Here is a 26,650-nt window from a genome sequence, read left to right on the forward strand (position 1 = left end):
TGACGCCTCCTTCCCGACGGAGAGACTCCGAGGGAAGGCAGGACACCATGCCCCGCACATCCAAGGCCGAGGCCGGACTCCAGGTGGACGAGCCGGTCATGGAAGGCCGCTACGCGCAGGTCGGTCCGTACACGGTCGGTTACGAGACCATGAAGGCGGACATGGATCCCGCCGCGCTGTTCCGGGGCCTGCCCGACGACCGCTGCCAGTGCCCGCACTGGGGCCAGGTCATCAGCGGCAGGCTGGTCCTGCGCTACGCCGACCACGACGAGGTCTTCCACGCAGGCGACGCCTACTACGGCGCCCCGGGCCACCTCCCCCTCGTCTTCGCCGGCACCGAGATCGTCGAGTTCAGCCCCACCGCCGAGCTGACCGCCACCATGGACGTCATCGGCCGCAACCTCGCCGAGGGCCGGTCATGACCACCGCGACCGAAACCCGCGTCAGGGAACTCGCCGACCTCTTCGTGCGGTTCCTGGAGACCAACACGGCCCCCGACGGGCTGTTCACGGACGACGTGTTCCTCGACCTGACCGTGCCGCAGTGGCGGCTTCAGGCCCAAGGGCGCGAGGAACTCGTGGCGCTGCGCCGCCGCAGCCACCCCTTCCTCGGCACGGTCCCCCGCCACCGCGTCGACGCCACGCCCACCGGGTTCGTCCTCGAGTTCGAGGAGAGCTGGGAGGACGGCCAAGGCACCTGGTACTGCCGGGAGTTGATGCGTGCCGAGATCAGGGACGGCCGCGTCGCGGAGGCCTGCGTCTACTGCACCGGCGACTGGGACCCGGCGACCCGGGCCGCACACGCCAGGGAGGTGGTCCTCCTGCGGCCCTGGCCGGACGGGCAGACGTAGGAAACTCCTTAGAGGTTCTTGAGAATCGGCTCACGCGTGGCGTCGGTCATAGACAGTGGCTCGTGGGGCCCCGAAGGGTGGGGGGAAACGGAAGGAGCACCTCACCGTGGAACCCGCCGCGACGGCCGACGCCCACTCCTTGGCCGCGCCCCTCCCCGAGGTCTCCGACCTGCTCGACGGGCTGCCACGGCAGCGGGTGCCGGCCGCGGCACCGGCACCGGCCGGCGCGCGTCGCACGGCCGGCCCCCGGCGGCTTCGCCCCTGGCGTCTCCTGCCCACCCCCACGGGCACCCCGGTCACTTTCGGCTACGCCGCCGTCCTCGCCGTCACCTCGCTCGTCGCCGCCCACGCCTCCCCGGCCCTCGTCAACGCCCTGCAGCAGGCTTCCAGCACGGACGTGGCCCACCTCGTCCGCACCCCGGTGCTGGTCCTGTTGGCCAGCGCGCTGTGGGTGGCCGGCGGGCTCGTGTCGCCGTACGTCGTGTGCTTCCTGCTCGTCCTGACCGCCCTGGAGCGGCGGATAGGCGGCGCCCGCGCCGTCCTCGTATTCCTGCTCGGCCACGTCCTGGCCACCCTCGCGACGGAGGGGGCCGTGGGGCTGGCGGTCCTGGCCGGGCACCTCCCGCACAGTTCCCTGCACCGCCTCGACTACGGCATCAGCTTCGGGGTGGCCGCCGCCGTCGGCTCCCTCGCGGGCCTGCTCGGGCCGTGGCTGCGCCGGCCCCTGCTGGTCCTGTTCGGCGGCATGCTGGTGGAGGAGCTGATCGAGTTCACGGACCCGATGACCAACTGGGGTCACCTGATCGCCCTCTCGATAGGCGTCGCGACCTGGCCGCTGGTGCGCCGCTGGCGTCGGGAGGCTGAGGCGGCCTAGACGCGCGGCGCGCCCGTCACCGACATCACCAGGGAGTACACCGTGGTCGCCGCCGTGATGAACAGGCGGTTGTTCTTCGGGCCGCCGAACGTCACGTTGGCCACCGTCCCGGGCACCCGGAGCCGGCCGATGAGGGTGCCGTCCGGGGCGTAGCAGTGCACCCCGTCCTCCAGGGCTGCGGCCCACAGCCGGCCCTCGTCGTCGAGCCGGATGTTGTCGTAGTGCACCCCCTCCCCGGCCTCGGCGAAGACCCTCCCGCCGGACAGCGTGCCGTCGTCGGCGACGTCGAATACACGGATGCGGGCGGCCCGCGAGTCGGAGACGTACAGCCGCCGCTCGTCCGCCGACAGGATCACGCCGTTGGGCCCCTCGAACCCGTCGGCGGCAAGATGCACCCGCCCGCTCGCGGGGTCGATCCGGTACACGTTGCAGGCGCCGATCTCGGACTCGGCGCGGTGGCCCTCGTAGTCGCTGAGGATGCCGAAGTCCGGGTCGGAGAACCAGATCGTGCCGTCGGAGCGTACGACGGCGTCGTTCGGGCTGTTGAGGCGCTTGCCGTCGCAGCGGTCGGCGAGGACGGTGACCGTGCCGTCGGGCTCGGTGCGGGTCACCCGCCGGTTGCCCTGCTCGCAGCTGACCAGCCGCCCCTGCCGGTCGAGGGTGTTGCCGTTGACGTGACCGGCGGGGTGACGGAACACGCTCACCGCGCCGGTGGCCTCGTCCCACCGCAGCAGCCGGTCGTTGGGGATGTCGCTCCAGACCAGCTGCCGCCACGCGGGCACGTACAGGGGGCCCTCCGCCCAGCGGCAGTCGTCGTACAGCACCTCGAGCCGCCCGTCGCCGTTGGCGCAGCGTCCCGTGAGGAAGCGGTCGTCCAGAACCTCGTACAGGCCGTTGACCACGTGACCGGACATGTCCACCCCTCGCTGCCGCTGATCGGAACGTGATCCAACCTACGCCGTGTCAGGTCCCTTGCTGATCGCTTACAGCGAACGTCACGGCGGCCCGGGAACATCCGCGGAGCCTCGCGCATTGAGTCGGCATAGCTCAACTTGACTGCCGAAGGGGAGATCATGGCTTCGACGTCCACACCGCTCACCCTGCCCGTGCTGCCGCTCGACGGCGAGGTCGTGCTGCCCGGCATGGTGGTTCCGCTGGACCTCAACGACGCCGACGTACGCGCCGCGGTGGAGGCCGCCCAGGCCGCCGCCCGGTCCGAGCCCGGGAAGCCCAAGGTCCTCCTGGTTCCACGCATCGACGGGACGTACGCGAGCACCGGTGTCCTCGGCACCGTCGAGCAGGTCGGCCGGCTGGCCGACGGTGACCCGGGCGCCCTCATCCGCGGCCGCGGCCGCGTGAGGATCGGCGCCGGCACCACCGGGCCGGGCGCGGCGCTGTGGGTCGAGGGCACGCGGATCGACGAGAGCGTTCCCGAGCCGCTGCCCGGGCACGTCGCCGAACTCGTCAAGGAGTACAAAGCCCTCGCCACCGCCTGGCTGCGCAAGCGCGGCGCCTGGCAGGTCGTGGACCGCGTGCAGGCCATCGACGACGTGTCCCAGCTCGCCGACAACTCCGGCTACTCGCCGTTCCTGACCACCGAGCAGAAGATCGAACTGCTGGAGACCACCGACCCGGTCGCCCGCCTCAAGCTCGCCACCCAGCACCTGCGCGACCACCTCGCCGAGCAGGACGTCGCCGAGACCATCGCCAAGGACGTCCAGGAGGGCGTCGACAAGCAGCAGCGTGAGTTCCTGCTGCGCCGTCAGCTCGAAGCCGTCCGCAAGGAGTTGCGCGAGCTCAACGGCGAACAGGACGGCGAGGAGTCCGACGACTACCGCGCCCGGGTGGAGGCCGCCGACCTGCCGGAGAAGGTCCGCGAGGCCGCCCTCAAGGAGGTCGACAAGCTGGAGCGGTCCAGCGACCAGTCTCCCGAGGGCTCCTGGATCCGCACCTGGCTGGACACGATCCTCGAACTGCCGTGGAACGAGCGGACCGAGGACGCCTACGACATCCAGGGCGCCAAGGCCGTCCTCGACGCCGAGCACGCCGGCCTGGAGGACGTGAAGGAGCGCATCACCGAGTACCTCGCGGTGCGCAAGCGCCGCAGCGACCGCGGCCTCGGCGTCATCGGCGGCCGGCGCGGCGGCGCCGTCCTGGCCCTCGTCGGGCCGCCCGGCGTCGGCAAGACCTCGCTCGGCGAGTCCGTCGCGCACGCCATGGGCCGCAAGTTCGTGCGGGTCGCCCTCGGCGGCGTTCGCGACGAGGCGGAGATCCGCGGCCACCGCCGTACGTACGTCGGCGCGCTGCCCGGCCGTATCGTCCGGGCGATCAAGGAGGCCGGCTCGATGAACCCGGTCGTCCTGCTCGACGAGATCGACAAGGTCGGCTCCGACTTCCGGGGCGACCCGGCGGCCGCCCTGCTCGAAGTCCTCGACCCGGCGCAGAACCACACCTTCCGCGACCACTACCTGGAGGTCGAACTCGACCTGTCCGACGTCGTGTTCCTCGCGACGGCGAACGTCCTGGAAGCCATCCCGGAGGCGCTGCTGGACCGTATGGAGCTGGTCCGCCTGGACGGCTACACCGAGGACGAGAAGGTCGTCATCGCCCGTGACCATCTGCTCCCGCGCCAGCTGGAGCGGGCCGGCCTGGACAAGGACGAGGTGACCCTCGACGAGAGCGCGCTGCGCAAGCTCGCCGGGGAGTACACCCGCGAGGCGGGCGTGCGCACCCTGGAGCGGTCGATCGCGCGGCTGCTGCGCAAGGTCGCGGCCCAGCACGAACTGGGCGACCGGGAGCTGCCGCTCACCATCACCGACGCCGACCTGCGCGGGCTGATCGGCCGCCCGCACCACGTCCCGGAGTCGGCCCAGGACCCGGCCGAGCGCCGTACGTCCGTCCCCGGTGTGGCGACCGGCCTGGCGGTCACCGGCGCGGGCGGCGACGTCCTGTTCGTCGAGGCGTCCCTCGCTGACCCCGAGACGGGCGCGGCGGGCCTGACGCTCACCGGCCAGCTGGGCGACGTCATGAAGGAGAGCGCGCAGATCGCCCTGTCCTTCCTGCGCTCGCACGGCGCGGAACTGGAGCTGCCGGTCGCGGACCTCAAGGACCGCGGCGTGCACATCCACTTCCCGGCGGGCGCGGTCCCCAAGGACGGCCCCAGCGCCGGCGTCACGATGACGACGGCCCTGGCGTCGCTGCTGTCGGGCCGGCTGGTCCGCACGGACGTGGCGATGACCGGTGAGGTCTCGCTGACCGGCCGGGTTCTGCCGATCGGCGGGGTGAAGCAGAAGCTGCTGGCCGCGCAGCGGGCGGGGGTCACGACGGTGATCATCCCCAAGCGCAACGAACCCGACCTGGACGACGTCCCCGCCGAGGTGCTGGACAAGCTCGACGTCCACACCGTGACCGACGTCCGCCAGGTCCTGGAACTGGCGCTCGCGCCCGCGACGAGCGGCGCCGAGCCGGAGGTTCCGGTGGCGGCGTGACGGACGCCGCCGGACAGGCAGGGCCCGGGTCCCGTGAGGGAGGCCCGGGCCCTCGCCGTACCCGGGCGCCTCAGCCGTTCGCGAGAGCCTGTACGCGGTCCAGGGCGCCGTTGAACTTGTCGTGGTCGCCGACGGTCGGACCGGACGAGGTGTACTGCCACATCGTGTAGTAGCCCCAGCCGGCCGGCAGCGTCCCCGGGTCCGAGGCGTACCGGGCGATCCACAGCGGGTTGTTCGCCGCGAAGCCACCGTAGTTGCCGGTGCAGTCCGTCCACCAGCTCGTGGCCGTGTAGATCACGGCGTCCCGGCCGGTGCGCGACCGGTAGGTGTTCAGGAAGTCGGCGATCCAGCTCACCATCGCGCTCTGCGACTTGCCGTAGCAGGCGGCGCCGTACGGGTTCCACTCGATGTCGAGGACGCCGGGCAGGGTCTTGCCGTCGCGGGACCAGCCGCCGCCGTGGTCGACGAAGTAGTTGGCCTGGGTCGCCCCGCTGGTGGTGTCGGGCGTGGCGAAGTGGTACGCGCCGCGGATCATGCCGACGTTGTAGGAGCCGTTGTACTGCTGGGCGAAGTAGGGGTTGGTGTAGTACGTCCCCTCGGTCGCCTTGGTGTAGGCCCATCTGACCCCGCTGCTCCACAGGGTCGACCAGGCGACGTTGCCCTGGTGACCGGAGACGTCGACGCCCTCGGTCTGGGTGACGGCGGTGGGCGCGGGGGTGCCGTGCTGCCCGTCGTGCGCGAGGACGCCCATGCCCATGTGGGCGGAGCCGCGGGCCGGGGTGGTGGTCGCCGCGTCGGCCGGGGCGGCCAGGGCGAGGGTGAGGGCGGTGAGCAGGAGGCCGGCGAGGAAGGGGCGCCGGGGGCGGAGGGGGTTCGGTCTGTGCACGGGCATGGCGTGCCTCCGAAGGCTCGGTGATGCTCGGTGGGGGGAAACACTGGGTGCCGGTGGCCGGCCGTCGCGGGCGGCTCGGCCCCGGCTCGTCAACGAAGCTACGCACGTAGACGAGCGGCTGGGAAGAGGGGCCGGACGGTGCCGTTGGTCTAGCCCTGCGAAATACTGACGGAGCTGCGGCGATGACGGGGTTTGGCGGAAACTTTCAGTACGGGGAAAACCGAGGCAGGGACTGACGTGCACGAAGGCGGAAACGACGACGGAGGCCGGCTCTCAGCGGAGCCGTCGGCGAGTGGTGCAGACCAGGAGTACCTGTCCCTGGAACGCGAACTGACGATCCTGTTCCGGCGCGCCCGCGCCAACCAGGGCGAGATGGCCCGCGAGGTCCACCCCGACCTGGAGTCGGCGGCCTACGGCCTGCTGATCCGTCTCGACGAGTGCGGCCGCCAGCGCGCGACCGAACTCGCCGCCTACATCGGCGTCGGCAAGGCCACCATGTCCCGTCAGCTCCGGGCGCTGGAAGAACTCGGCCTGGTGGCCCGCGAGCCCGACCCGGCCGACGGACGGGCGTGGCTGGTGCACCTGACCCGGGAGGGACACGCGCGGGTCGCCAAGGTGCGCGACGCCCGACGGGCCCGGTACGTCAGCCAGCTCTCCCACTGGGACCGCCGCGAGGTGGCCCAACTGGCGCATCTGCTGGGGCAGTTGAACCGCGGCATGGAGCGGTAGGCCCTGCCGTCGCATTCCCGCCTGCCCGGAGGCGTCTGGCACGCACGCTCGTGGCGTTGCCGGAGCGCCCGAACAGCTCCGCTGTCAGGACGCTCCGGCACTTTGCGATCGCACGCACCAGACGTCTCCGGGCCCGCCCTGCGGGCGGACGGCGGGAATGTGACGGCACGGCCTGGCGCCGCTCCGCGGGGGCGGCCGGTCGTCAAGAGTGCGTCATGTGGCGCCGGACGCTGAGAGCACGGCGACCGCCGGACGTACCAAGGGGCGACAGGACGGCGACTCCCGCAGAAGGGCAACCCCGTGATTCCGCACCGCATCGTGCTCGCCTCGGCCACCGGCCTTATCGCAGCGTTCCTGCTGGCGGCGTGCAGCTCCGCCGGCTCCGACGCCTCCGGTACGGGCTCCGGCACCGTCGCCCCGGCGGCCGTCGCCTCCTCCGGCCCCGCCACCTCCGCACCGGCCACCCCCACGCCGGCCGGCGGCGGACAGGCGGTCACGACCGCCGTGCGCGGCGCGGGTGGCACCGTCAGCGACGGCAACGGGATGACCCTCTACCGCTACGACCGGGACCGGCCGAACCCGTCCCGGTGGACGTGCTCCGGCGCGTGCGTGAAGACGTGGATCCCGGTGATCGTGCAGGGCGCGGTGCAGACCTCGGGAGTGGACAAGGGCCTGCTCGGCACGGTCCACCGCGACGGCAGGACGCAGCTCACCCTCGCCGGCTGGCCGCTGTACCGGTACGTGGGCGACACCGCGGCCGGGCAGACCAACGGTCAGGGCAGGGACGGGCAGTGGCACCCCGTCACCCCCACCGGCGGCAAGGCCGGCTGAGCGTGTACGGCCGCGCGCCTCAGGGAAGTTCGACGTACACGACCGTCGCGTCGTCGTGCGTCTTGCCGCGCCCCAGATGCACCCGCTCGCGCTCGTCGGCCCGCTCCAGCTCCCGGACCCGGTTCACGAGCGCCCGCGCCCCCTCCTTGCCCACGAACCGCAGACAGTCCTCCCAGTCGCCCTCCCCGAACCGCTCCACCCACCGCGCGGCCCCGTCCGTCAGCGCGGCCAGCACCTGCGCCCGGCCCCGCGGCACCGCGCCGGTCACCGCCCGCGCCGCCACGGCCGGATCGGCCGCCGCCGTGAAGAAGCCGCCCTCCTTGTTGCGGACCGTCGAGTCCACGATCGCGTCCGTGGCCAGCGAGGCCGCCGGCAGGCGGGACAGACGGTCGTCCAGCACCGCCGTGACCACGCCGTCCGGAGACCGCAGCAGCAGGGCCGAGTCGGACAGGACCAGGTACTCGACCGTCTCCGCGCCCCAGCGCGCGACGGCCACGGTCGCCTGCGGGGTGCGCGGGTGAGAAAGGTCACAGGTCCGCTCATGCGCCTCGGCGGTACGGGTGATGGCGCGGGAGAGCACCTCGGTCAGCGGCACATCCGGGAGGGAAACGGTCAGTTCGGTCAGTGCGCCGCCCAGGCGGGCCGTGTACCAGGGAACCGAATGCAGACAGCCCGTCCCGCCGCGCGGCGGCGTCACCCCGTCCAGGACGACCACCGCGCCGCCCTGGCCGGAAGCGGGCAGCGCCACCGAGGCGAAGTCCTCGTTGGGACGGCCGGGATCGCCGGGTTCCGAAACAAGTTCCGTACGCATCCGGCCAGTCTCCACGACGTCTTCACAGCGTTCACCAAAGGCTGGCACCGGTCGCCGAATTGGCGCACCCGCGCAGGTCAGGCGTCTGATTTGGGGTGTAATTCGTTGATCCGGGAAAGCGCGGCGGCAAATACTGCCACCGCCCGTCGCGGACGTCCAACCGGCCCGCCCCGCAGGGCGCCCGCAATCGCCGGAGGAACTTGCCCGCCAACTCCTCTCCGAGGTTCACTCCTTCGGGTGGCGGGTCAGGTGATGCGCGACCGCTGCCCAACGGAGTTGGGAGGGTCGGGACCCGTACCCGGGTGCGCGGTCGGCGTCAGTTGACACAACGTCACTCGGGCCCACGAGTATCACGAGTCAGGAATGCGAGCACCGGTGCAGAAGACGCGGCCTCGTCGCACAGGCAAGCAGACGGCCCCCCAAGGGGGTTCGGAGCAGCCCTCCGGCACCGTCACCGGCAAGGGCCGGCCCACCCACGTACGCAATCGGCTCATCGTCGCCGTGGCCGTCGTGGCCGCCGCCATAGCCGGAGCGGGAGCCCCGTCAGTCCTGGCCGCCTCCGGGCAGCTCAAGGACTCCCAGGACCTGGTGACGCTGGCCGGGCAGACCCAGGACGCGCTGGTCCTCGCGCACTCCCTGGCCGACGAGCGGGACGACGTCACGTCGTACATCGCGGCCGGCCGGTCCAAGTCCAAGGCGCCCTCCGAGCAGCGCAGCGCCCGGGTCGACCGGCAGATCGAGGAACTGCGCGCCGACCCCGACATCCCCGCCTCGCTCCGCGGCGATCTCGACGGCATCGCGACCCTGCGCCGTTCCGCGCTCACCGGCAAGAGCAGCGCCCTGGAGACGCACGACGCCTACTCCACCGCCATCGCCGGGCTCCACCGGCTCGCCGAGCAACTGGCCGAGAAGATGCCGCCCGGGGCCGGAGGCGGCGCCCACGCGCTCGCCCAGCTCGACACCGCCGTACAGCAGTCGGCCGCCGCCCGCGGGCTGCTGCTGGCCGCCCTCGGCGTGCCCCGCTCCACGCAGACCGTCATCAGCCCCGTCACCGGGCTGCCGACCACGACCACCGGCTCCTCCTCCGCCGACGCCAAGACGCGCGACGCCCTGTCCGCCGCCGCCCAGCAGGCCCGGCTGCGCTCCGACGCCGCCCTCGCCGGCTTCCGCGAGACGGCCCCCAAGGCGGCCCTCGCGTCCTACGACTCCACGGTCACCGGCGCCGAGGTCAACCAGGCCGACAAGTACCTGGCCTCCCTCACCGACCAGCCGACCCTGAGCGACTCCGAACTCGGAACCTCCGCCTCCAAGGTCGACGCCGCGCTCTCCGCCCGCGTCGAGATGATGCGCGGTGTCGAGTCCGCCCTCTACGACCGCCGCACCAAGGACCTCGCGAAGCTGCGCGACGACGACGTCACCGCGCTGGAGATCCGGATCGCCGTCCTGGGCGCGCTGATGCTCCTCGCCGTCGGCGTCGCCACCGGGATGGCCCGCAGCCTCACCCGGCCCCTGTCGGTCCTGCGCCGCGGCTCCGCCCGGCTCGCCGAGTCGGCCGACCCCGCCGCCGAGGAACCGGTCACCTTCACCGGCCGCAACGACGAGTTCGCCCAGGTCGTCCGGTCCGTCAACGCCCTGCACGCGCACGCGGCCACCCTGCACGAACGCGTCACCACGCTGGAGTCCGACCGCAAGCACCTGGTCGGGCAGCGGCAGAAAATGGCCGACGCCCGCGAGGAGCTGCGCGCCGAACTGACCGACTCCGCCGCCCAGCTGGAGCGCCTGCGGGAAAGCATCGGCGGCACCTTCGTGAACCTGGCGCTGCGCACGCTCGGCCTGGTCGAGCGTCAGCTGACGGTCATCGAGGGCCTGGAGGAGCGCGAGCAGGACCCCGAGCGCCTCGCGACCCTGTTCAAGCTCGACCACTTCGCCACGGTCATGCGCCGCCACAGCGAGAACCTCCTGGTCCTCGCCGGTACCGAGCACGTCCAGCAGCACGCGGGTCCGGTGCCCCTGGTCGACGTGGTGCGGGCCGCGGTCAGCGAGATCGAGCGCTACGAGCGGGTCCGTATCTCCGCGCTGCCCCCGCACGCCCATGTGGCGGGCTTCGCCGCGGACGACCTCTCGCACCTGCTGGCGGAACTGCTGGAGAACGCGGCCTCGTTCTCCCCGCCGGACCTGCCCGTCGAGGTCTCCGGCTGGCTGCTGGAGAACGGCGAGGTCATGCTCTCCGTCCAGGACGAGGGCATCGGCATGACCGCGGAGCGGATGACCCGCCTGAACGCCCGCCTCGCCGAGTTCGACCCCGAGTCCCCCTACGACCAGGAGGGCGAGGAGGGCCTCGGTCTCGGCCTGTACGTCGTCGCCCGCCTCGCGCACCGGCACGGCGTCCGCGTCCAGTTGCGCGAGCAGAAGCAGGGCGGGGTGGCGGCGGTCGTCGTCCTGCCCAAGTCGCTGCTGGCGGCGGCCCCGTCGTCCGCGGTACCGGCGTCGTCGTCCTCGGTCCCGACCGCCCACACCTTCTCCCTCCCCGGCGCCGACGCCGAGGCCAACTCCAACCTCCTGCCCGCCCGCACACCCACCACCGACCCGTTGGTGGCCCTGGCGGAGAAGGCGGTACAGGAGAGCCCGGAGGCCCAGGAAGCCGGAGCCACCCCGGAGGTCGCGGCGGAGCTCCCGGCCCCGCGCACGGCCGGCGACGACCTCGCGCCCACCCCGGAGCGCCCGGCCGAGACCACCATGGAACTCCTGATCCCGGGCCCGGCCGCGGAGGCCCAGGCCCCGATCGCGGAGGCCCTGGCGACGGAGGCCCCGGCCGATGTGCCGGAGGCCCACGGCCGCCCGCCGGAGGCGGACGGGACCCACACCCAGACCGCTCCCGCGGCCGCCGACGGCGACTGCGCCCCACAGGGGCCACCCGCACCCGGCGACGAAACCCGCACGGGTGGTGCGGGTGGGAGCGAAGAGCGGGCCGAAGGCGAAGCCGAGGCCGCCGAACACACCCGCACCCCGGACGAGGAGGAGCCCGTCACCGCGAAGGGCCTCCCCAAGCGCACCCCGAAGATCACCACCCCCACCGAGGCACCCCGCCCGCGCGGCGGATCCGTCGACGCCGATGCTCTGCGCCGCAGGCTGGGCGGCTTCCGTCGGGGGGCGGAGGCCGGCTACCGCGACGTACAGGCGGAGATCGCCGAACAGACAGGCCAGACCCAGGCTCCCGCCACAGAACCAGCCACATCCGAAGAAGCCACGGGGGGCACAGTCGAGGAGGCAAGCAGTTGACCGCGCCCAGTACCTTCGGACTGAGCAGTGAAGCCCGTAACCTGCACTGGCTGCTGACGAACCTGGTCGAGGAGGTGCCGGGCATCCAGTCGGTGGCGGTCGTCTCCTCCGACGGCCTGCTCCTGCTCTCCTCCGACCAGTCCCGCAACGACGAGGCCCGCCAGGCGCAGACCCGCACGGCGGCGAAGGGCCCCCGCGGCTCCGCCGCCGACCTCGCCACCATCGTCTCCGGCATCGGCAGCCTCACCATCGGCGCCGCCCGGCTGATGGACTCCGGCCCCGTGAAGCACACGATGGTCGCGATGGACGAGGGCAGCCTGTTCGTGATGTCGATCAGCGACGGCTCGCTGCTCGGCGTGCACGGCTCCGCGGACTGCGACATGAGCGTGGTGGCGTACCACATGGCGCTGTTCGTCGGCCGCGCCGGCCACGTCCTGACCCCCGAGCTCCGCAGCGAGCTGCGAAAATCCCTGGAGCAGGAGTCCGCGGGGAGTGCCCGATGACCAGTGACAAGCAGCAGAGGCGGACGCTCCCCGTCCGCGGCGGCGACCGCAAACCGGCCCGTGTCCGCCCCTACTCGCTCACCGGTGGCCGTACCCGCTTCGGACATGTCCTCCTCGTGGAGACGTTCGTCGCGGCGCTCGAGGCCCCGGAGGAGCGCAAGGAACTGACGAATGGTTCCCTCAGCACCCGGGTGATGCCCGAGATGCGGGCCATCGTCGAACTGTGCCGCCGCATGCGCACGGTGGCCGAGATCGCCGCGCTGCTGAAGATGCCGCTCGGCGTGGTCCGCGTGCTGCTCAGCGATCTCGCGGACCAGGGAAAGATCCGTGTGTACGGCACCGGGACCGGTCACGGCACGGGCCGTCCGGACCGCGCTCTGCTGGAAAGGGTGCTGAGTGGACTCCGCCGTCTCTGACGCCGCTGGCGTCGCCGCCTTCGTCGACCCCGACGAGAACCTGCAGTCCTGGCAGACGGACCGCACACGCGCCCCGATCGCCACGAAGATAGTTGTGGCGGGCGGGTTCGGCGTCGGCAAGACGACCCTCGTCACCACCGTCTCGGAGATCACGCCCCTGCAGACCGAGGCGCTGATGACCGAGGCCAGCGAGGAGACCGACGACCTCACCGCCACGCCGGAGAAGCTGACCACCACAGTGGCCATGGACTTCGGCCGCCTCACGCTCGACGACGACCTGGTGCTCTACCTGTTCGGCACGCCGGGCCAGCAGCGGTTCTGGTTCATGTGGGACGACCTCGTGCGCGGCGCGATCGGCGCCGTCGTACTGGCCGACACCCGGCGGCTGAAGGACTGCTTCCCCGCGCTCGACTACTTCGAGAGCTGCGGACTGCCGTACGTCGTCGCGGTCAACCACTTCGACGGCAGCGAGCTGTTCGAACCGGAGGACGTGCGGGAGGCGTTGACGATCCCCGCGCACATACCTGTAATGATCATGGATGCGCGGCGGAGGATCTCGGTGATCGAGACTCTCCTGTCCCTCGTCGGCCACGCGCTCGACGAGACCCCCGAGTAGTCGCCCTCTTAGGAGCAGTCACCCGCATGCGGAAGATACTCGTCGTAGGAGCCGGCCAGTCCGGACTCCAGCTCGCCCTCGGCCTCCAGTCGCACGGGTACGAGGTCACCCTGATGTCCAACCGGACGGCGGACGAGATCCGTTCCGGCCGGGTCATGTCGACGCAGTGCATGTTCCACACGGCACTGCAGCACGAGCGCGATCTCCAGCTGAACTTCTGGGAGTCCCAGGCCCCGAAGATCGGGGGACTCGGCGTCTCGGTGGCGGCCCCCGGCTCCTGGAGCGAGGGCCCGGCCGCCCGTGCGATCGACTGGGTGGGCGACCTCGACGGGTACGCGCAGTCGGTCGACCAGCGGGTGAAGATGGCCGGCTGGATGGAGACCTTCGCGCAGCGCGGCGGCCAGCTGGTCATCCACGGCGCGGCCGTCTCCGACCTCGACTACTTCTCCCGCACCTACGACCTGGTGCTGGTGTCGGCGGGCAAGGGCGAGCTGGTGTCGATGTTCGGCCGGGACGCCTCGCGTTCCCCGTACAGCGAGCCGCAGCGCGCCCTCGCCGTCTCCTACGTCCACGGACTCGGCCCGCGTCCCGAGCACCCGGACCGCGAGGCGGTCCGCTGCAACCTGGTCCCGGGCGTGGGCGAGCTGTTCGTCATGCCGACGCTCACCACCTCCGGCCGCGCCGACATCCTGTTCTGGGAGGGCATACCCGGCGGCCCGCTCGACGTCTTCAACGGCGTCAAGGACCCGGCGGAGCACCTCTCCCTGACCCTGGAACTCATGGAGCGGTACACGCCCTGGGAGTACGCGCGGGCCACCAAGGTCGAACTGACCGACGCCGGCGGCACGTTGTCCGGCCGTTACGCCCCGACCGTCCGCAACCCCATCGGCCGCCTGCCCGGCGGCGGCCTGGTCCTCGGTGTGGCCGACGTCGTCGTCGCCAACGACCCGATCACCGGGCAGGGCTCCAACTCCGCCTCCAAGTGCGCCGCCGCCTACCTCGCGTCGATCCTGGAGAACGGCGAGAAGGAGTTCGACGAGAGCTGGATGCAGGCGACGTTCGACCGCTACTGGGAGACGGCCCAGCACGTCACCAAGTGGACGAACGCGATGCTCGCGCCGCCGCCGGAGCACATCCTCAACCTGATCGGCGCCGCCGGGCAGCTGCAGCCGGTCGCCGACCGGTTCGCCAACGGCTTCAACAACCCCGCGGACTTCGAGAACTTCTTCTACGAGCCGGCGAAGGCGGAGGCCTACCTCGCCTCGGTCGCGGGAGCCTGATCACCGTCCGGCCGCACGGCCCCGAGGACGGGGTACGAGGCGATCGGGGAGACCCTGATCTGCTCGCCCGTCCTGGGGGCCTGGATCACCTTTCCCGCGCCCAGGTACATCGCCACGTGCGTGGCCTCGGGGAAGTAGACCACCAGGTCGCCGGGGCGCAGCCGGTCGAGGGGGACCCTCGGCAGCCGCGCCCACTGCTCCTGGCTGGTGCGGGGGACCGGCGTTCCGGCGTGACCCCAGGCCTGGGACGTCAGCCCCGAGCAGTCGTACGACTCCGGGCCCGCCGCGCCCCAGCGGTAGGGCTTTCCGAGCTGCTGCACGGCGTAGCGCAGGGCGCGGTCGCCCGCCCGTGACGGCTCGCGCTCGGCGCCGAGCGCCCCGGAGGGCACCAGGGCGCGCTGCGCGGTGTCGACGCTGCTCTTCTCCAACTCGTCGATCTGGGCGATCTGTTGCGGGGTGAGCGAGACGAGGAGTTCCTCGACGTCCCGCAGCCGCTTCTGTACGTCGTCGCGGTTCTTCTTCTGCCGTGCGACGAGGGTGAGTTGCGCGTCGAGCGCCTTGCGCGCCCTGCGGGCGAGGTCGTCGGCCTTCTTCTCGGTGCCGGTGAGGCGGCCGACGGTCTTGGCGCGTTCCTGGGCCAACTGGCCGATGACATGGCTCTCGTCGAGGGCCTGCTGGGGGTCGCGGGCGAGGAGCAGGCGGACGTAGGGGGAGAGGGCGGTGCTGTTCTGGTACTGCTCGCGGGCCAGCCGTCCCGCCGCGCCGCGGCTGTCCTTCAGGGCGATCCGGGTGCGGGTCAGCTCGGTGTCCAGGCGTTCGACCTCGGCCCGCTGCCTGGTCAGCTTCTCCTCGGTGGCGTCGTACGTCTCGGTGGCCTTCTCGGCCTGCCGGTACAGCCGCTGAAGGTCCGTCAGCAGCTCGGAGACGGGACGCTCGCCGGTGCCGGGCTCGGGAGCGGCCGTGGCGGGCAGCGGTGCGAGGACGGTGCCGGCCGCCACCGCGGCCGTACACACCAGACGCAGAAGCCTTCCTGACATGTCATCACCTCCGGTGCGGGGCAGCCCCTCCGCCCCGCACCGCGAGCCTGCGACGGACGCCGCGGCTTCGCGCGCCGAGTGTGCGCGGTTCGGCGCAACCTCGTCACCCGTCGGTGTCCTCCGGCTTGCCGCCCGGCGTGGCGTCCGGCCGGGACCAGGGCCACTTCGGCCGGCCGGTGTCCCTGCCCTGAGGGTCGTACGCGTACTTCCAGCCTCGCGGGAGCCCGAGCCGTTTGCTGTGCCCGCGGGGCACCCGCCGGTAGACCAGCACGGTGCCGGGCCCGCCGGCCGGGTCGGGGACCGGGATGCGGTAGGTCTTGGGCGGGTGCCCGGTGGCGCCGACCAGCACCGGCAGCACCCGGCCGTTCATGGGCCCACCCTCGAAGGGGGTCGGTTCGCTTCTCACGGCACCAGTGTCAGACATCCTCGGCCATGGTCCGCACCAGCGCCGCGGTCTGCGGGTCCCGGTTCGCGGTCACGGTGAGGACGGCCAGGAACTGCTCGACCAGCCAGTCCCGCAGTTCGTCGAGCGGGGGCTGCTTGTCCTCGTCCAGCCAGATGAGCGAGGCCGCCTCCACGGCGGTGATCCACATTCGCACGGTCATGCGCAGCAGCAGACCGGGGTCGCTCACCCCGAGGTGGTTGAGGATGTGCTCGGCGGCGGCCCGGCGCACGCCGTCCACGATGGCGGTCGTCCGGGACGTCTCGACCACGCTGCCGCCCTGGAGGAGGGCGCTAAACCCGGCGTCGTGCTGGTCGACGAAGGCCAGGTAGCGGTCGAGGGCGCGGGCGAGGCGGGGCAGGAGCGGCCCCTCCCGGGGTTCGTCGAAGCACAGCCGCAGCTCGTCGGCGGCCGACCGCAGCGCGGCCTCGTACAACTGCTGCTTGCCGCCCGGGAAGTACCGGTACACCAGCGGGCGGGAGACTCCGGCCGCCTCGGCCACGTCGTCCAGGGAGACCTCTTCGGGCGCGCGGTGCGCGAAGAGGCCGAGGGCGGCCTCGAGGAGCTGGCTACGGCGCTCCTCGACACTCAGGCGGCGATAGGCGGGCGCGGCAGGGGTCATGGGTGCAGCGTAGTCGGGCGTCCACAGGTGTGTCGTGGCTGGTCGCGCGGTTCCCCGCGCCCCCGGAAGAACCCAGCCGGACCTCCTCGAGGGGCGCGGGGAACCGCGCGACCGGCCCCCCGCCGGCCCGCAGCCCGCATCAAGCCAGCAGTCCCGAGCTCTTCCACAGCCTTCGGCCGACGCCCCGGAGCACCCCGATGTCGTCCAGGAAGTCGGTCAGCCGCTTGGCGCCCGTCTGCATGATCTCGCGCCGGTGCCCGCTGGTCTTCACCTGCGCCAGGGCCTCCCGCTTGTCGAGCCCGACGTTCGTGTAGACCTCGGGGTTGACGAAGGCGACGGAGAACACCCGCGCGAACTCGCCGGAGGTGACCCGGGTGAACTCCTGCGACCACCTCGGCGCCGTCACCATCTGCCGCCGCAGCTCCTCACGCGCGTACCGCACGTGACGGGCCTCCTCCACGACATGGATGCGCGTGACGCCGCGGATCAGCGGCTGCACCCGCTCGTCGGGGAAGGTCAGTCGCTGCATCCAGTCGAGGACCTCCTCGCCCAGCAGCGTGGCGGTGAACGACCCCGGCGTGGTCGAGATCGTCTTGAACAGCCGGCCGAGGTGCTGGTGCGCCCGGGCCACCGGGTACCAAGGCGTGCCCCCGTGCGAGATCAGCCGGGCGAACATCTTCGAGTGCCGACACTCGTCCTCGATCTCGGTGAGCGCGTAGCGCACGTGCGCGCTCGTCGCCGCCTTGTCGTAGATGTGCCGCACGAGCAGCTGCATCAGGATGATCTCGAACCAGATGCCCAGCGAGGCGAGGGCGGCGGCCTCGTGCTGGGACAGCAGGATCCGCTGCTCCTCGCTCATCCGCTTCCACATCGGGGTGTCGTAGAGGGACACCAGCTCCGGCGGCCAGAACCACTTGCCCTCCTCGAAGGGGGCGTCCCAGTCCAGCTCCTTGTCGGGGTCGAAGGAGTGTTTGGCGGAGGACGCGAGGAGTCGCTCGGCGACCTGCTCGCGGTCCTTGAGCAGCCCGAGAGCGTCGCGCAGGCCGTCGAGCGCGTCGGCTTCCGTGAGAGTCGTCATGGTTCTTATGAGACTGCCTGTCAGCAAGGCAGTCAATCCCCTGCACGGGACTTGTTGACTCGGCGTCTACGTGTGAGCCTGCGGGGTATGCCGACCCGTGAGCTGTACACCAATGACCCCGGTGACCATCTCTGGCAGGTTCCCGCCTCCGGCGCGGCCCGTTTCAGCTGGGAGTACGACGACGGACGGGACCGGCTGCTCGCCCTGTACCAGAAGGGAAAGGACAAGCAGTGGGACGGACAGCGCCGCATCGACTGGGACCTGGAGGTCGACCCGCACGACGTGCTGGGCACACCGGACGAGGCCATCTCCCTGTACGGGACGCCGTACTGGGTGAAGATGAGCGACCGGGAGAAGGGTGAACTGCGGCAGCACTACGCCTCCTGGCAGTTCAGCCAGTTCCTGCACGGCGAGCAGGGCGCCATGATCTGCGCGGCGCGGATCGTGGAGTCGGTGCCGGACCTGGACGCCAAGTTCTACTCGGCGACGCAGACCATGGACGAGGCGCGGCACGCCGAGATCTACGGCCGCTTCCTGCACGAGAAGGTCGGGATGGTCTACCCGATCAACGACAACCTCCAGTCGCTGCTGGGGGACACCCTCCGCGACAGCCGCTGGGACATGCCCTACCTGGGCATGCAGGTGCTGATCGAGGGGCTGGCGCTGGCGGCCTTCGGCATGATCCGCGACACGACCACCAAGCCGCTGCCCAAGCAGATCCTCGCCTACGTCATGCAGGACGAGGCCCGGCACGTCGCCTTCGGGCGCATGGCGCTGCGCGACTACTACAAGCAGCTCACGGACGCCGAACTGCGCGAGCGCGAGGAGTTCGTCATCGAGGGCTGCTACCTGATGCGCGACCGGCTGCGGGGCGTCGAGGTCCTGGAGAACTTCGGCATCCCCACCGCGCAGGCGGAGGAGTACAGCGAACAGTCCGAATTCCTCGCGCTCTTCCGGCAGTTGCTGTTCTCCCGCATCGTGCCGTGCGTCAAGGACATCGGTCTGTGGGGCAAGCGGCTGCAGCAGGCCTACGTCGACATGGGCGTCTTCGAGATGGGCGACTCCAACCTGGACCTGCTGATGGCGCAGGACGAGGAGATCGCCGAGAAGCTGGACGCGGAGCGGTTCGCGGCCGAGGAGCACGAGCGGGTCGCCGAGGTGACGGAGGCCATCGAGGCGGGTGTCGGTGAGGGCGTCGGGGAGGGCTGACACCCCGGCGCGGACCGCGGACCCGCCCGTATGCAGTAACGTGCCGACGTGTCCACGCCACCACCGCCGCAGGGCCCCTACGGGCCGCCGAACCCCTACGGAGGGCAGCAGCCCCCGCAGGGCCCCTACGCCTCCGGCCCGTACCCGCAACAGCCGCAAGGGCAGCCGCCGTACGGAACCCCCTACCCGCAGCAGCAGCCCTACGGCTGGGGCGCGCCCCCGATGGCCCCGCCTCCGCGCAGGCGCCGGACCGGTCTCGTGCTCGGCATCGTCGGCGGAGTCGTCGCGCTGATCGTGGCGGTCGTCGTGGGGCTCGCGATGGTCGGCGCGAAGGTGACCGGCGGCAGCTTCCCCAAGGCCGAGTACACGCTGACGCTGCCCAGGACCCTGGTGGACGGCCGCTACGAGCTCGCCAAGGACCTCTCCGACACCGAGGGCCAGAAGGTCGAGAGCGAGGCGGAGGGCGCCTGGGACGCCAAGGACGTGCGGGCCGTGGTCGGCCAGTACAGCCTCGGCGGCGACCAGACCAGGGGCACGCTCGTGGTGTCAGGCATGTACGGGCGGTTCAACCACACCGAACTGACCCGCAAGAACATGATGCGGGGCGCCGCCGAGGGCGCCGGCGCCAAGGTGGCCGTACCCGCGCAGGACTTCCACCCCGAGGGCGCCGACGGCATCACCGTCAGCTGCGAGGTGCTCACCCAGACCCAGCTCGGCACCCAGGTGACCGTGCCGGTCTGCGGCTGGGCCGACGGCAACACGGGCGCCTCCGTCGCCGAGGTCACCACCGCCACCATGAGCCAGGACCCCTCCGAGGTGGACCTGGACAAGGCGGCGGCGACGGCGGCTCAGATCCGCACGGAGATGCGCAAGCCCATCGGGTGACGGGAGGTCAGACCGGACAGCCCAGGTCCTCGGGGAGATCCGCGGGCACCGGGGTCCGCGTGCCCGGCGGGAACGAGGTGCGCAGGGTGAACGCGTACGGCGTCGGGCCGTTGGCCCGCAGATGCAGGACGCGTTCCTCCGCCTCCGCGACCGTGGGGCGGTGGCCCGCCGGGACCCACCACAGGGCCACCATCGCCTCCGCGACCCGCTCGAAGAACTCCCGGCGCCGCGCCAGCATCTCGCGGTGCCGGCCCTGGTACATGTAGGCCGTCAGCGCGTTCGTGTCCCGCCACACGGACATGTTGATGATCAGCCACTCGTCGCCGAACACGCCGATGTCCGTCGCGTCGCCGCCGTCGCTCTGCAGCCGCCACACGAATCCGTCGGCGGCGTCCGCGTCGGCGTTCACGGGGTCGAGGTTGTCGACGAAGTCCTTCAAGTGCGGTGAGTCCAGCGGAGCTTTGAGACGGCCGATGTTGACCTGGGCGAGTTCGTACGCGGCTGAGATCATGGACCGAACGTTAGGTCGGGAGCCGCCGCGTCCGGTAGCCCCGTCTCATCGACCGAGAAGCCGCCCAGGACGACCGAGAAGCCCCGCCTAGGAGTGCAGGACCGCCTCCATCACCGCCCGCGCGATCGGCGCGGCCACCCCGCCGCCGGTGATCTCACTCCGGTCCGCCGAAGCGTCCTCCACCACCACGGCCACCGCCACCCGGGGCTCGGGGTCGCGGTCCCCCTGCGCCCAGGACACGAACCAGGCGTACGGCGTCCCGGAGTTGCCGACGCCGTGCTGGGCCGTGCCGGTCTTGCCGCCGACGGTCGCCCCGGGGATGGCCCCGTTGGTGCCGGTGCCCTCCGTGACCACGCCCTCCATCAGCTCCCTCATCCGCTCCGCCGTCTCGCGGCGCATCACCTGGCGGACCGGGCGCGGCCCCGGCGCGGACAGCGTGCTGCCGCCGTCCGTCGTGGTCCGCTCCACCAGGTACGGCTCCCGCAGCTCCCCGTCGTTCGCGACGGCCGCCGCGACCATCGCCATCTGCAGGGGAGTGGCCCGCGTGTTGTACTGACCGATCGAGGACAGCGCCAGCTGCGCCCTGTCGACCGTCGTGTCGAAGGTGCTCGGCGCCACCGAGAACGGCACACGCACACCAGGGTCGTTGAAGCCGAACGCCTGCGCCGTGGCCGCCATGTCCGCCACCCCGACATCCACCCCGAGCTTCGCGAACACCGTGTTGCACGACCACTCGAACGCGTCCCGCAGCGGTGCGTCCTCGCAGCCGTCGCCCTCGTTCGCCAGCAGCGTGCGCGTCCCCGGCAGCCGGTAGGGGTCGGGCGAGTCCGTCGGCCGGTCGACGTCCGTGACGACCCCCGCGTCCAGCGCCGCCGCCGCCGTGACCACCTTGAACGTCGAACCCGGCGGATACGTCTGCCGCACCGCCCGGTTCAGCATCGGCTTGTCCGGGTCTGCGTTCAGCCGCGCCCAGGAGCGTTCGGTGGCAGCGGAGTTGCCCGACAGCAGGCCCGGGTCGTACGACGGCGACGACACCAGCGCCAGCACCTTCCCGGTGGCCGGCTCCACGGCCGCGACCGCGCCCTTGCGCCCGTCCAGCCCCTCGTAAGCGGCTTCCTGCGCCGCCCTGTTGAGCGTGGTGACGACGTGTCCGCCCGGGCTGTGGGTCCGCGTGAAGTCGTTCCACAGCGGCAGCGGCGTGAGGACCGGGTCGGTGCCGGAGAGGATCGCGTCGTGCGTGTGCTCCAGCAGCGTGGTGCCGTACATCTGCGAGGCGAAGCCGGTGACGGGCGCGTACAACGGGCCGTCCGCGTACGTCCGTTCGTAGCGGAGCTGCTCGCGGGAGTCCCGGGAGCCGGTGACGGAGCGTCCGCCGACCAGGATGTCGCCGCGGGGCCGGTCGTAACGGGCGATCGTGGTGCGGCGGTTGGCCGGATCACGGTCGTAGGGGCCGGCCAGGACGATCTGGATGCGGGCGGCGTTGACGAGAAGGGCGACCAGGAGGAGCGCGCAGAAGGCGGCCGCGTGCCGGATGTACCGGGTCATGGGGCGCTCTCGCCGTCGTACTGCCTGCGGGCGCGATCGCTGATCCGGATCAGCAGGGCGACGATCGCCCAGTTCGTGACGACCGAGGAACCTCCCTGCGCCAGGAAGGGCATGGCCATGCCGGTGAGCGGGATGAGGCCGGTGACCCCGCCCGCGATCACGAAGACCTGCAGCGCGACGATCGAGGCCAGACCGACCGCGAGAAGACGGCCGAAGGGGTCGCGCAGGGCGAGGCCGGCCCGGTAGCCGCGCTCCACCAGCAGGCCGTAGAGCAGGAAGATCGCGGACAGACCCGCCAGGCCCAGTTCCTCGCCCGCCGTGGCCAGGATGAAGTCCGACTTGGTGGCGAAGCCGATGAGGACCGAGTGGCCGAGGCCCAGGCCCGTGCCCAGGACACCGCCCGCGGCGAAGGCGAACAGGGACTGGGCGAGCTGGTTCGGTCCCAGTCCCGCCTCGATCGACCCGAGCGGGTGCAGCCAGTCCTCCACCCTGCCGTGCACGTGCGGCTCCAGCCAGCCGACGGCCACGGCCCCCAGGGACGCCAGCAGCAGGCCGACGGCGATCCAGCCGGTGCGGCCGGTGGCGACGTACAACAGCACGACGAACAGGCCGAAGAAGAGCAGGGAGGTGCCCAGATCGCGCTCCAGGACCAGGACGCCGACGCTCAGCAGCCAGATGGCGAGGATCGGCCCGAGGACGCGGCCGGTGGGCAGCTGTACGAACCACACCCGACGGCCCGTGTACGCGAGCGCGCTGCGGTTCGCGGCCAGGTACGCGGCGAAGAAGACCGCCAGCAGGACCTTCGCGAACTCGCCCGGCTGGATGGAGAATCCGGCGATCCGGATCCAGATGCGGGCGCCGTTGACGGCCGGGAAGAGGATCGGCAGGGCCAGCAGGACGAGAGCGGCGGCGACGCACACGTAGGAGTAGCGCTGCAGCCACCGGTGGTCGCGCAGCATCAGGACGACCACGATGAACAGGGCCACCCCCAGTGTGGACCACACCAGTTGGGCGGGGGCCGCCCGGTTGCCGGGCGTCTCCAGGTCGAGGCGGTAGATCAGGACCAGGCCGAGTCCGTTGAGCAGCACGCCGATCGGCAGCAGCAGCGGATCGGCGTACGGGGCCCGCAGGCGCACCGCCCAGTGGGCGAGCAGCGCCAGCACGCCGAGTCCGGCGCCGTAACCGGCGGCGCCGGGCGGGACGGTGCCGTTCCTGGCGAGGCCGACGTCGCAGTAGCCGTACACGCAGAGCAGGACGGCGAGGACGATCAGGGACAGCTCGATGCCACGGCGCCGGGGGAGGCGGACGGCGGGAGCGGGGGCGTCCGCCTCGGCCACGGCGGTTCCGGCGTTGGTCATGTCCGGAACTTACCCAAATAGTGGGTCTTGTGACCTCAGGGTGTCAGCACCAGCGTGGCGTGGGGCCGAAGGTGTCGATGTAACGGGCCGACCCCCAGGCCCAGGTGCCGTCCGTGAGGAGGTACCAGAGGTGGTTGCCCTGGATGTTCTGGCCGGTGGTCTTGCAGAAGATCGAGACGCGCTCGCCCCGGTGGGCCACGCGGATCACCTGGCTGCCGCGGGTGGGCGCGCTGCGCAGGAACAGCTCGCTCGCGGTGACGACGCCCCGGTACAGCCGCTGGTCTTGCTGGTCGCCGTTGCCTCCGCCGCCGCTCCAGCCGTCGTTGCCGCCCGACGTCTGGCCGTTGCCTCCGCCGCCGCTCCAGCCGTCGTTGCCGCCCGACGTCTGGCCGTTGCCTCCGCCGCCGCTCCAGCCGTCGTTGCCGCCCGACGTCTGGCCGTTGCCTCCGCCGCCGCTCCAGCCGTCGTTGCCGCCCGACGTCTGGCCGCCGCCGCCACCTCCGCCCCAGCCGTCGTCGCGGTCGGCCGTCTGGTTGCCGCCATGGTCACCCTCGCCGTCGGCGAGTGCCGGGGTGGCGCAGACGGAGGCGAGGAGGGCGCCGGCGGCGGTGGTTATGGCGAGGCGGGTGAGGGCGCCGCGGGGGGAGCGCAGGGACATGGGGTACCTCCACGAAAAGGGGCGAACCTGACTATCCGCCACGTTAGGAGGAGTGCCGCGGGGCCGCCCGTCACGTTGGGCCGTCGGGGACGGCCGGGTCATGAGGAAGTGTCAGGACCGCCACCGCTCCGCCGTCCGGGGCGTTGCCGAACTCCAGCCGGGCCCCGAGCACCTCCGCCTGCCCGACCGCGATGGTCAGCCCCAGCCCGTGCCCCGTGGCCCCGCCCTCGGTCCGGAACCGCTGCGGACCGTGCTCCACGAGGTAGTCCGGGAACCCCTCCCCGTGGTCCCGCACGCGCACCACGGCCCCGTCCACCGTCACCGTCACCGGCCCCCGCCCGTGCTTGTGCGCGTTGGCGACAAGATTGCCCAGCACCCGCTCCAGCCGTCGCCGGTCGGTCTCCACCCGCACGTCCCGTACGACGACGACCTCCGTGTCCGTACCCGACGCCCGCACCACCCGGACCGCCAGCGCCCCCAGCTCCTCGGTGTCCACGTCGAGCTTCTCCCGGCCGGTGTCCAGCCGGGAGATCTCCAGTAGGTCCTCGGTCAGCGTCCGCAGCGCCGCCACCCGGTCCCGCACCAGTTCCGTGGGCCGCCCGGGCGGCAGCAGCTCGGCCGCAGCGTGCAGCCCGGTCAGCGGCGTACGCAGCTCGTGTGCCACGTCCGCGGTGAACCGCTGCTCGCTCAGCAGCTTCCCCTGCAGCGAGGCCGCCATGGAGTCCAGCGCGGCGGCTACCGCGCCCACCTCGTCCTGCGGCCGCGTCGCATCCTCGGCCCGCGGATCACCGACCCGCGCGTCCAGGTCACCGGCGCTGATCCGGCGCGCCACCGTCGCCGTCGCGTGCAGCCGCCGCGTCACCCGCGTCACCGCGAACGCCCCCACCAGCAGCGTCGCCCCGATCGCCAGCCCCGAGGACCACAGGATCGCCCGGTCGAGCGCCGCGATGGTGCGGGACTGCTGCGCGTAGTCGACCTCCACGGCCAGCGCCCGGTTCCGGTCGGCGGGACCGGCCGCCCACATCGTGGGATGCCCGTGCTGCCGGGAGACCATCGTGCCGCGCTCGCCGTCCACCGCCAGCTCGCGCAGCGCCCGCGGCAGCCCCGGCGGGTCGACGCCCGCGCCCGGCAGCAGCGTGTCCCCGGCCTGGTAGGCCCGCGTCGCGTCCGTCAGCCGCGACAGTGCCAGGTCGCGGGCCTGGCCGACGGTCTGGTTCGTCACCGAGACGTGCACGAGCACGCCCAGCAGCGCGGCCAGCGCGCAGCACATCACCGCGATGAACACCGCGGCCTTCACGGCGAGCGTGCCGGCCCACTGGGGCAGCCCGAGCCTGCTCACGGGGTCGCCGAGGGGGAGGGGGACGGCGTCGAGGGGTGCCCGGTGTCCCGCCGGCCGTGCTCCCGCCTGCCGATGTGCAGCATCTCGTCATGGGTGAGCAGCATGACCTTCTGCTCCGGGTCCCAGGTCCACTGGAAGCGGTACTCGTAGTCCGCGAGGTCGGACGGGGCGTGGATGATCACCGACCGCCCGGCCAGCTCGACCCCGCTGACGGCGTCGTTGTTCGACATCACCTGCACCACCCGGCCGGCCTCGACGGTGTACACGCGCACGGCCGTCTGGTTGCCGGGCAGCAACCGGAAGCCCAGCGTCAGATCCGGCTTCCCGTCCCCGGTCATGTCCCGGTAGTACGCCTTGAGCAGCGGGCACCTGCTGTCGGCGGGCTCCTTGCCGCAGTAGGCCATCCGGCGGGCCGTCACGCGGTACGGCGCCTTCGACCCGGCGTAGTCGTCCGGGTGCTGGGCGATCTCCCGGCGTACGAGGTCCAGCGGCGGCACCTCGCGGATGTCGCCGCCCGGCGCGGTGACGTGCATGGCCTCGGCCTCGCCGTTGTCGTAGTCCCAGGCCGGACTGGACGCGGGCGCGAGGTCCGGCCACAGCTTCGCCGGGCTGGTCGCCGTCGGCGTCGCCCCGGCCCCCTCCAGCCCGCCCGCGTCACCGCAGCCGGCCGCGGTCGCCGCCAGCAGCGTGACGGCGACCGCGGCGAGGGCGGTGCGAAGGGGGCGGGGCACGGGACTCCTGTGGCTGAGAACGATCGGTGGCCCAGTACACCCTATGGGGCCGAAGAAACGATTACCTCGCTACTCGGCCACGAACGATTACCGCGCTGCGCGGTCCGCAACGGCTCGCTACTCGGCCAGCTCCTCCAGCAGCCGGGCCGTCGGCAGCCCGGCCCGCAGATAGTCGACAAACAGTTCGTTGTGCAGGGCCCAGGGCGAGCGCCGGGCCCGGATCAGCCGGATCGCCTCCTCCGCGGTGTGCCCGCGCCGCACCAGGGCGTGCGCGACCACCAGACCCGAGCGGTTGTACCCGTGGTAACAGCGGACGAGGACCTTGCGGCCCTCGTCCAGTGCCTCGCTCGCGGCCCGCGCCAGGCGGATGACCCCCGCGAGCTGGGTCCCGTCCAGCGGCCCGTCCGGAATGGGCCACACATGGTGCTCGACGCCCGGATCGGGACCGTATCCGGGCAGTCTCAACAGGGTCTGGACGAGATCGAACTCATCCCGTACGACGACCGTCTCCACCTGTCCGGTCCGGCTCCGGAACTCGTGCCCGCCCATCCACAGACCGGGCACGATCTCGTTCCAGGGGCCGTCCGGAGCCGGTACGTCGGGTTGTTTTCCGCGGGTACGCAATCACGCCTCCCCAACTCCCCTCCAGCGGGGCCCAACTGCTCT

Annotated in this window: 27 protein-coding genes; 13 read left to right on the top strand and 14 right to left on the bottom strand. The window is 72.0% G+C overall.

Annotated elements, in window-relative coordinates:
• The first annotated feature begins 47 nt into the window (after nt 1-47).
• The 3 genes from FBY22_RS03520 (at nt 48) to FBY22_RS03530 (ending at nt 1,724) form a co-directional block, all read left to right on the top strand.
• Nucleotides 48-422: a cupin domain-containing protein gene (locus tag FBY22_RS03520; protein ID WP_142142427.1), complete on the top strand. Its 375-nt coding sequence runs from the start codon at nt 48-50 to the stop codon at nt 420-422.
• Nucleotides 419-850, top strand: a complete 432-nt coding sequence (locus tag FBY22_RS03525; RefSeq protein ID WP_142142428.1) for a hypothetical protein — start codon at nt 419-421, stop codon at nt 848-850. Before FBY22_RS03520 ends, FBY22_RS03525 begins: the two co-directional genes overlap by 4 nt.
• 106 nt (nt 851-956) lie before the next feature.
• Nucleotides 957-1,724 (top strand): rhomboid-like protein, encoded by a 768-nt coding sequence (locus tag FBY22_RS03530; protein WP_142142429.1) that lies wholly within the window; start codon nt 957-959, stop codon nt 1,722-1,724.
• On the opposite strand, the gene FBY22_RS03535 is transcribed toward FBY22_RS03530, so the two are convergent.
• The gene (locus FBY22_RS03535) at nt 1,721-2,638 is read right to left on the bottom strand and encodes an SMP-30/gluconolactonase/LRE family protein (protein WP_142142430.1); all 918 of its coding nucleotides are present in this window, start codon (nt 2,636-2,638) and stop codon (nt 1,721-1,723) included. The genes FBY22_RS03530 and FBY22_RS03535 overlap by 4 nt on opposite strands.
• A gap of 159 nt (nt 2,639-2,797) precedes the next feature.
• On the opposite strand from FBY22_RS03535, the gene lon reads away from it, so the two are divergent.
• The gene (gene lon / locus FBY22_RS03540; protein WP_142142431.1) at nt 2,798-5,212 is read left to right on the top strand and encodes an endopeptidase La; all 2,415 of its coding nucleotides are present in this window, start codon (nt 2,798-2,800) and stop codon (nt 5,210-5,212) included.
• 70 nt (nt 5,213-5,282) lie between these two features.
• On the opposite strand, the gene FBY22_RS03545 is transcribed toward lon, so the two are convergent.
• Nucleotides 5,283-6,104 (bottom strand): lysozyme, encoded by an 822-nt coding sequence (locus FBY22_RS03545; protein WP_142142432.1) that lies wholly within the window; start codon nt 6,102-6,104, stop codon nt 5,283-5,285.
• A 237-nt stretch (nt 6,105-6,341) separates the two neighbouring features.
• Here FBY22_RS03545 and FBY22_RS03550 point away from each other — a divergent pair, with 237 nt between their 5' ends.
• Both FBY22_RS03550 and FBY22_RS03555 read left to right on the top strand, forming a co-directional pair.
• Nucleotides 6,342-6,833: a MarR family winged helix-turn-helix transcriptional regulator gene (locus FBY22_RS03550; RefSeq protein ID WP_142142433.1), complete on the top strand. Its 492-nt coding sequence runs from the start codon at nt 6,342-6,344 to the stop codon at nt 6,831-6,833.
• 300 nt (nt 6,834-7,133) lie between these two features.
• Complete coding sequence (locus tag FBY22_RS03555; RefSeq protein ID WP_142142434.1) at nt 7,134-7,664, top strand: hypothetical protein; 531 nt, start codon at nt 7,134-7,136, stop codon at nt 7,662-7,664.
• A gap of 19 nt (nt 7,665-7,683) precedes the next feature.
• On the opposite strand, the gene FBY22_RS03560 is transcribed toward FBY22_RS03555, so the two are convergent.
• A complete protein-coding gene (locus FBY22_RS03560) occupies nt 7,684-8,475 on the bottom strand; it encodes a protein phosphatase 2C domain-containing protein (RefSeq protein WP_142142435.1) in 792 nt (263 codons plus the stop codon).
• Nucleotides 8,476-8,850: 375 nt separating this feature from the next.
• Between FBY22_RS03560 and FBY22_RS03565 the strand changes: the two genes are divergently transcribed.
• The 5 genes from FBY22_RS03565 to FBY22_RS03585 are packed head-to-tail and all read left to right on the top strand — an operon-like array spanning nt 8,851 to nt 14,569.
• Entirely contained in the window at nt 8,851-11,754 is a 2,904-nt protein-coding gene (locus tag FBY22_RS03565; RefSeq protein WP_260844701.1) for a nitrate- and nitrite sensing domain-containing protein, read from the top strand.
• Nucleotides 11,751-12,257: a roadblock/LC7 domain-containing protein gene (locus FBY22_RS03570; protein WP_142142437.1), complete on the top strand. Its 507-nt coding sequence runs from the start codon at nt 11,751-11,753 to the stop codon at nt 12,255-12,257. Before FBY22_RS03565 ends, FBY22_RS03570 begins: the two co-directional genes overlap by 4 nt.
• On the top strand, nt 12,254-12,673 hold the full coding sequence (locus FBY22_RS03575; RefSeq protein ID WP_142142438.1) for a DUF742 domain-containing protein: 420 nt from the start codon (nt 12,254-12,256) through the stop codon (nt 12,671-12,673). The genes FBY22_RS03570 and FBY22_RS03575 overlap by 4 nt, the downstream gene beginning before the upstream one ends.
• Nucleotides 12,654-13,289, top strand: coding sequence for an ATP/GTP-binding protein (locus tag FBY22_RS03580; protein WP_142142439.1), 636 nt, complete (start codon nt 12,654-12,656; stop codon nt 13,287-13,289). Before FBY22_RS03575 ends, FBY22_RS03580 begins: the two co-directional genes overlap by 20 nt.
• A 26-nt stretch (nt 13,290-13,315) precedes the next feature.
• Nucleotides 13,316-14,569, top strand: coding sequence for a styrene monooxygenase/indole monooxygenase family protein (locus FBY22_RS03585; RefSeq protein WP_142142440.1), 1,254 nt, complete (start codon nt 13,316-13,318; stop codon nt 14,567-14,569).
• Here FBY22_RS03585 and FBY22_RS03590 read toward each other — a convergent pair.
• The 4 genes from FBY22_RS03590 to FBY22_RS03605 form a co-directional block, all read right to left on the bottom strand.
• Nucleotides 14,542-15,606 carry a C40 family peptidase gene (locus FBY22_RS03590; RefSeq protein ID WP_142142441.1) on the bottom strand — a complete coding sequence of 355 codons (1,065 nt, stop codon included), beginning with the start codon at nt 15,604-15,606 and terminating at the stop codon, nt 14,542-14,544. The genes FBY22_RS03585 and FBY22_RS03590 overlap by 28 nt on opposite strands.
• Before the next feature lie 103 nt (nt 15,607-15,709).
• A complete protein-coding gene (locus tag FBY22_RS03595) occupies nt 15,710-16,030 on the bottom strand; it encodes a hypothetical protein (RefSeq protein ID WP_174267077.1) in 321 nt (106 codons plus the stop codon).
• Complete coding sequence (locus FBY22_RS03600) at nt 16,023-16,670, bottom strand: TetR/AcrR family transcriptional regulator (RefSeq protein WP_142142443.1); 648 nt, start codon at nt 16,668-16,670, stop codon at nt 16,023-16,025. Before FBY22_RS03600 ends, FBY22_RS03595 begins: the two co-directional genes overlap by 8 nt.
• Nucleotides 16,671-16,809: 139 nt before the next feature.
• Complete coding sequence (locus FBY22_RS03605) at nt 16,810-17,748, bottom strand: diiron oxygenase (RefSeq protein ID WP_142142444.1); 939 nt, start codon at nt 17,746-17,748, stop codon at nt 16,810-16,812.
• Between the two features lie 87 nt (nt 17,749-17,835).
• On the opposite strand from FBY22_RS03605, the gene FBY22_RS03610 reads away from it, so the two are divergent.
• Both FBY22_RS03610 and FBY22_RS03615 read left to right on the top strand, forming a co-directional pair.
• A complete protein-coding gene (locus tag FBY22_RS03610) occupies nt 17,836-18,957 on the top strand; it encodes a ferritin-like domain-containing protein (protein ID WP_142142445.1) in 1,122 nt (373 codons plus the stop codon).
• 48 nt (nt 18,958-19,005) lie between these two features.
• Nucleotides 19,006-19,842, top strand: a complete 837-nt coding sequence (locus FBY22_RS03615) for a hypothetical protein (protein WP_142142446.1) — start codon at nt 19,006-19,008, stop codon at nt 19,840-19,842.
• Nucleotides 19,843-19,849: 7 nt separating this feature from the next.
• Here FBY22_RS03615 and FBY22_RS03620 read toward each other — a convergent pair whose 3' ends face one another.
• The 7 genes from FBY22_RS03620 to FBY22_RS03650 all read right to left on the bottom strand — a co-directional run bounded on the left by FBY22_RS03620 (nt 19,850) and on the right by FBY22_RS03650 (nt 26,608).
• Nucleotides 19,850-20,353, bottom strand: a complete 504-nt coding sequence (locus FBY22_RS03620; RefSeq protein ID WP_142142447.1) for a DUF3291 domain-containing protein — start codon at nt 20,351-20,353, stop codon at nt 19,850-19,852.
• 87 nt (nt 20,354-20,440) lie between these two features.
• On the bottom strand, nt 20,441-21,898 hold the full coding sequence (locus FBY22_RS03625; protein ID WP_142142448.1) for a penicillin-binding transpeptidase domain-containing protein: 1,458 nt from the start codon (nt 21,896-21,898) through the stop codon (nt 20,441-20,443).
• A complete protein-coding gene (locus FBY22_RS03630) occupies nt 21,895-23,256 on the bottom strand; it encodes an FtsW/RodA/SpoVE family cell cycle protein (protein ID WP_174267078.1) in 1,362 nt (453 codons plus the stop codon). The genes FBY22_RS03625 and FBY22_RS03630 overlap by 4 nt, the downstream gene beginning before the upstream one ends.
• Before the next feature lie 43 nt (nt 23,257-23,299).
• Nucleotides 23,300-23,914 (bottom strand): SH3 domain-containing protein, encoded by a 615-nt coding sequence (locus FBY22_RS03635; protein ID WP_142142449.1) that lies wholly within the window; start codon nt 23,912-23,914, stop codon nt 23,300-23,302.
• A 70-nt stretch (nt 23,915-23,984) separates the two neighbouring features.
• The gene (locus FBY22_RS03640; protein ID WP_142142450.1) at nt 23,985-25,253 is read right to left on the bottom strand and encodes a HAMP domain-containing sensor histidine kinase; all 1,269 of its coding nucleotides are present in this window, start codon (nt 25,251-25,253) and stop codon (nt 23,985-23,987) included.
• A complete protein-coding gene (locus FBY22_RS03645; RefSeq protein ID WP_174267079.1) occupies nt 25,250-25,984 on the bottom strand; it encodes a hypothetical protein in 735 nt (244 codons plus the stop codon). Before FBY22_RS03645 ends, FBY22_RS03640 begins: the two co-directional genes overlap by 4 nt.
• Nucleotides 25,985-26,101: 117 nt before the next feature.
• A complete protein-coding gene (locus FBY22_RS03650) occupies nt 26,102-26,608 on the bottom strand; it encodes a dual specificity protein phosphatase family protein (RefSeq protein ID WP_142142452.1) in 507 nt (168 codons plus the stop codon).
• Between the last annotated feature and the right edge of the window lie 42 nt (nt 26,609-26,650).

Source organism: Streptomyces sp. SLBN-31, from assembly GCF_006715395.1.
In the GTDB taxonomy this organism is placed as follows: Bacteria; Actinomycetota; Actinomycetes; order Streptomycetales; family Streptomycetaceae; genus Streptomyces.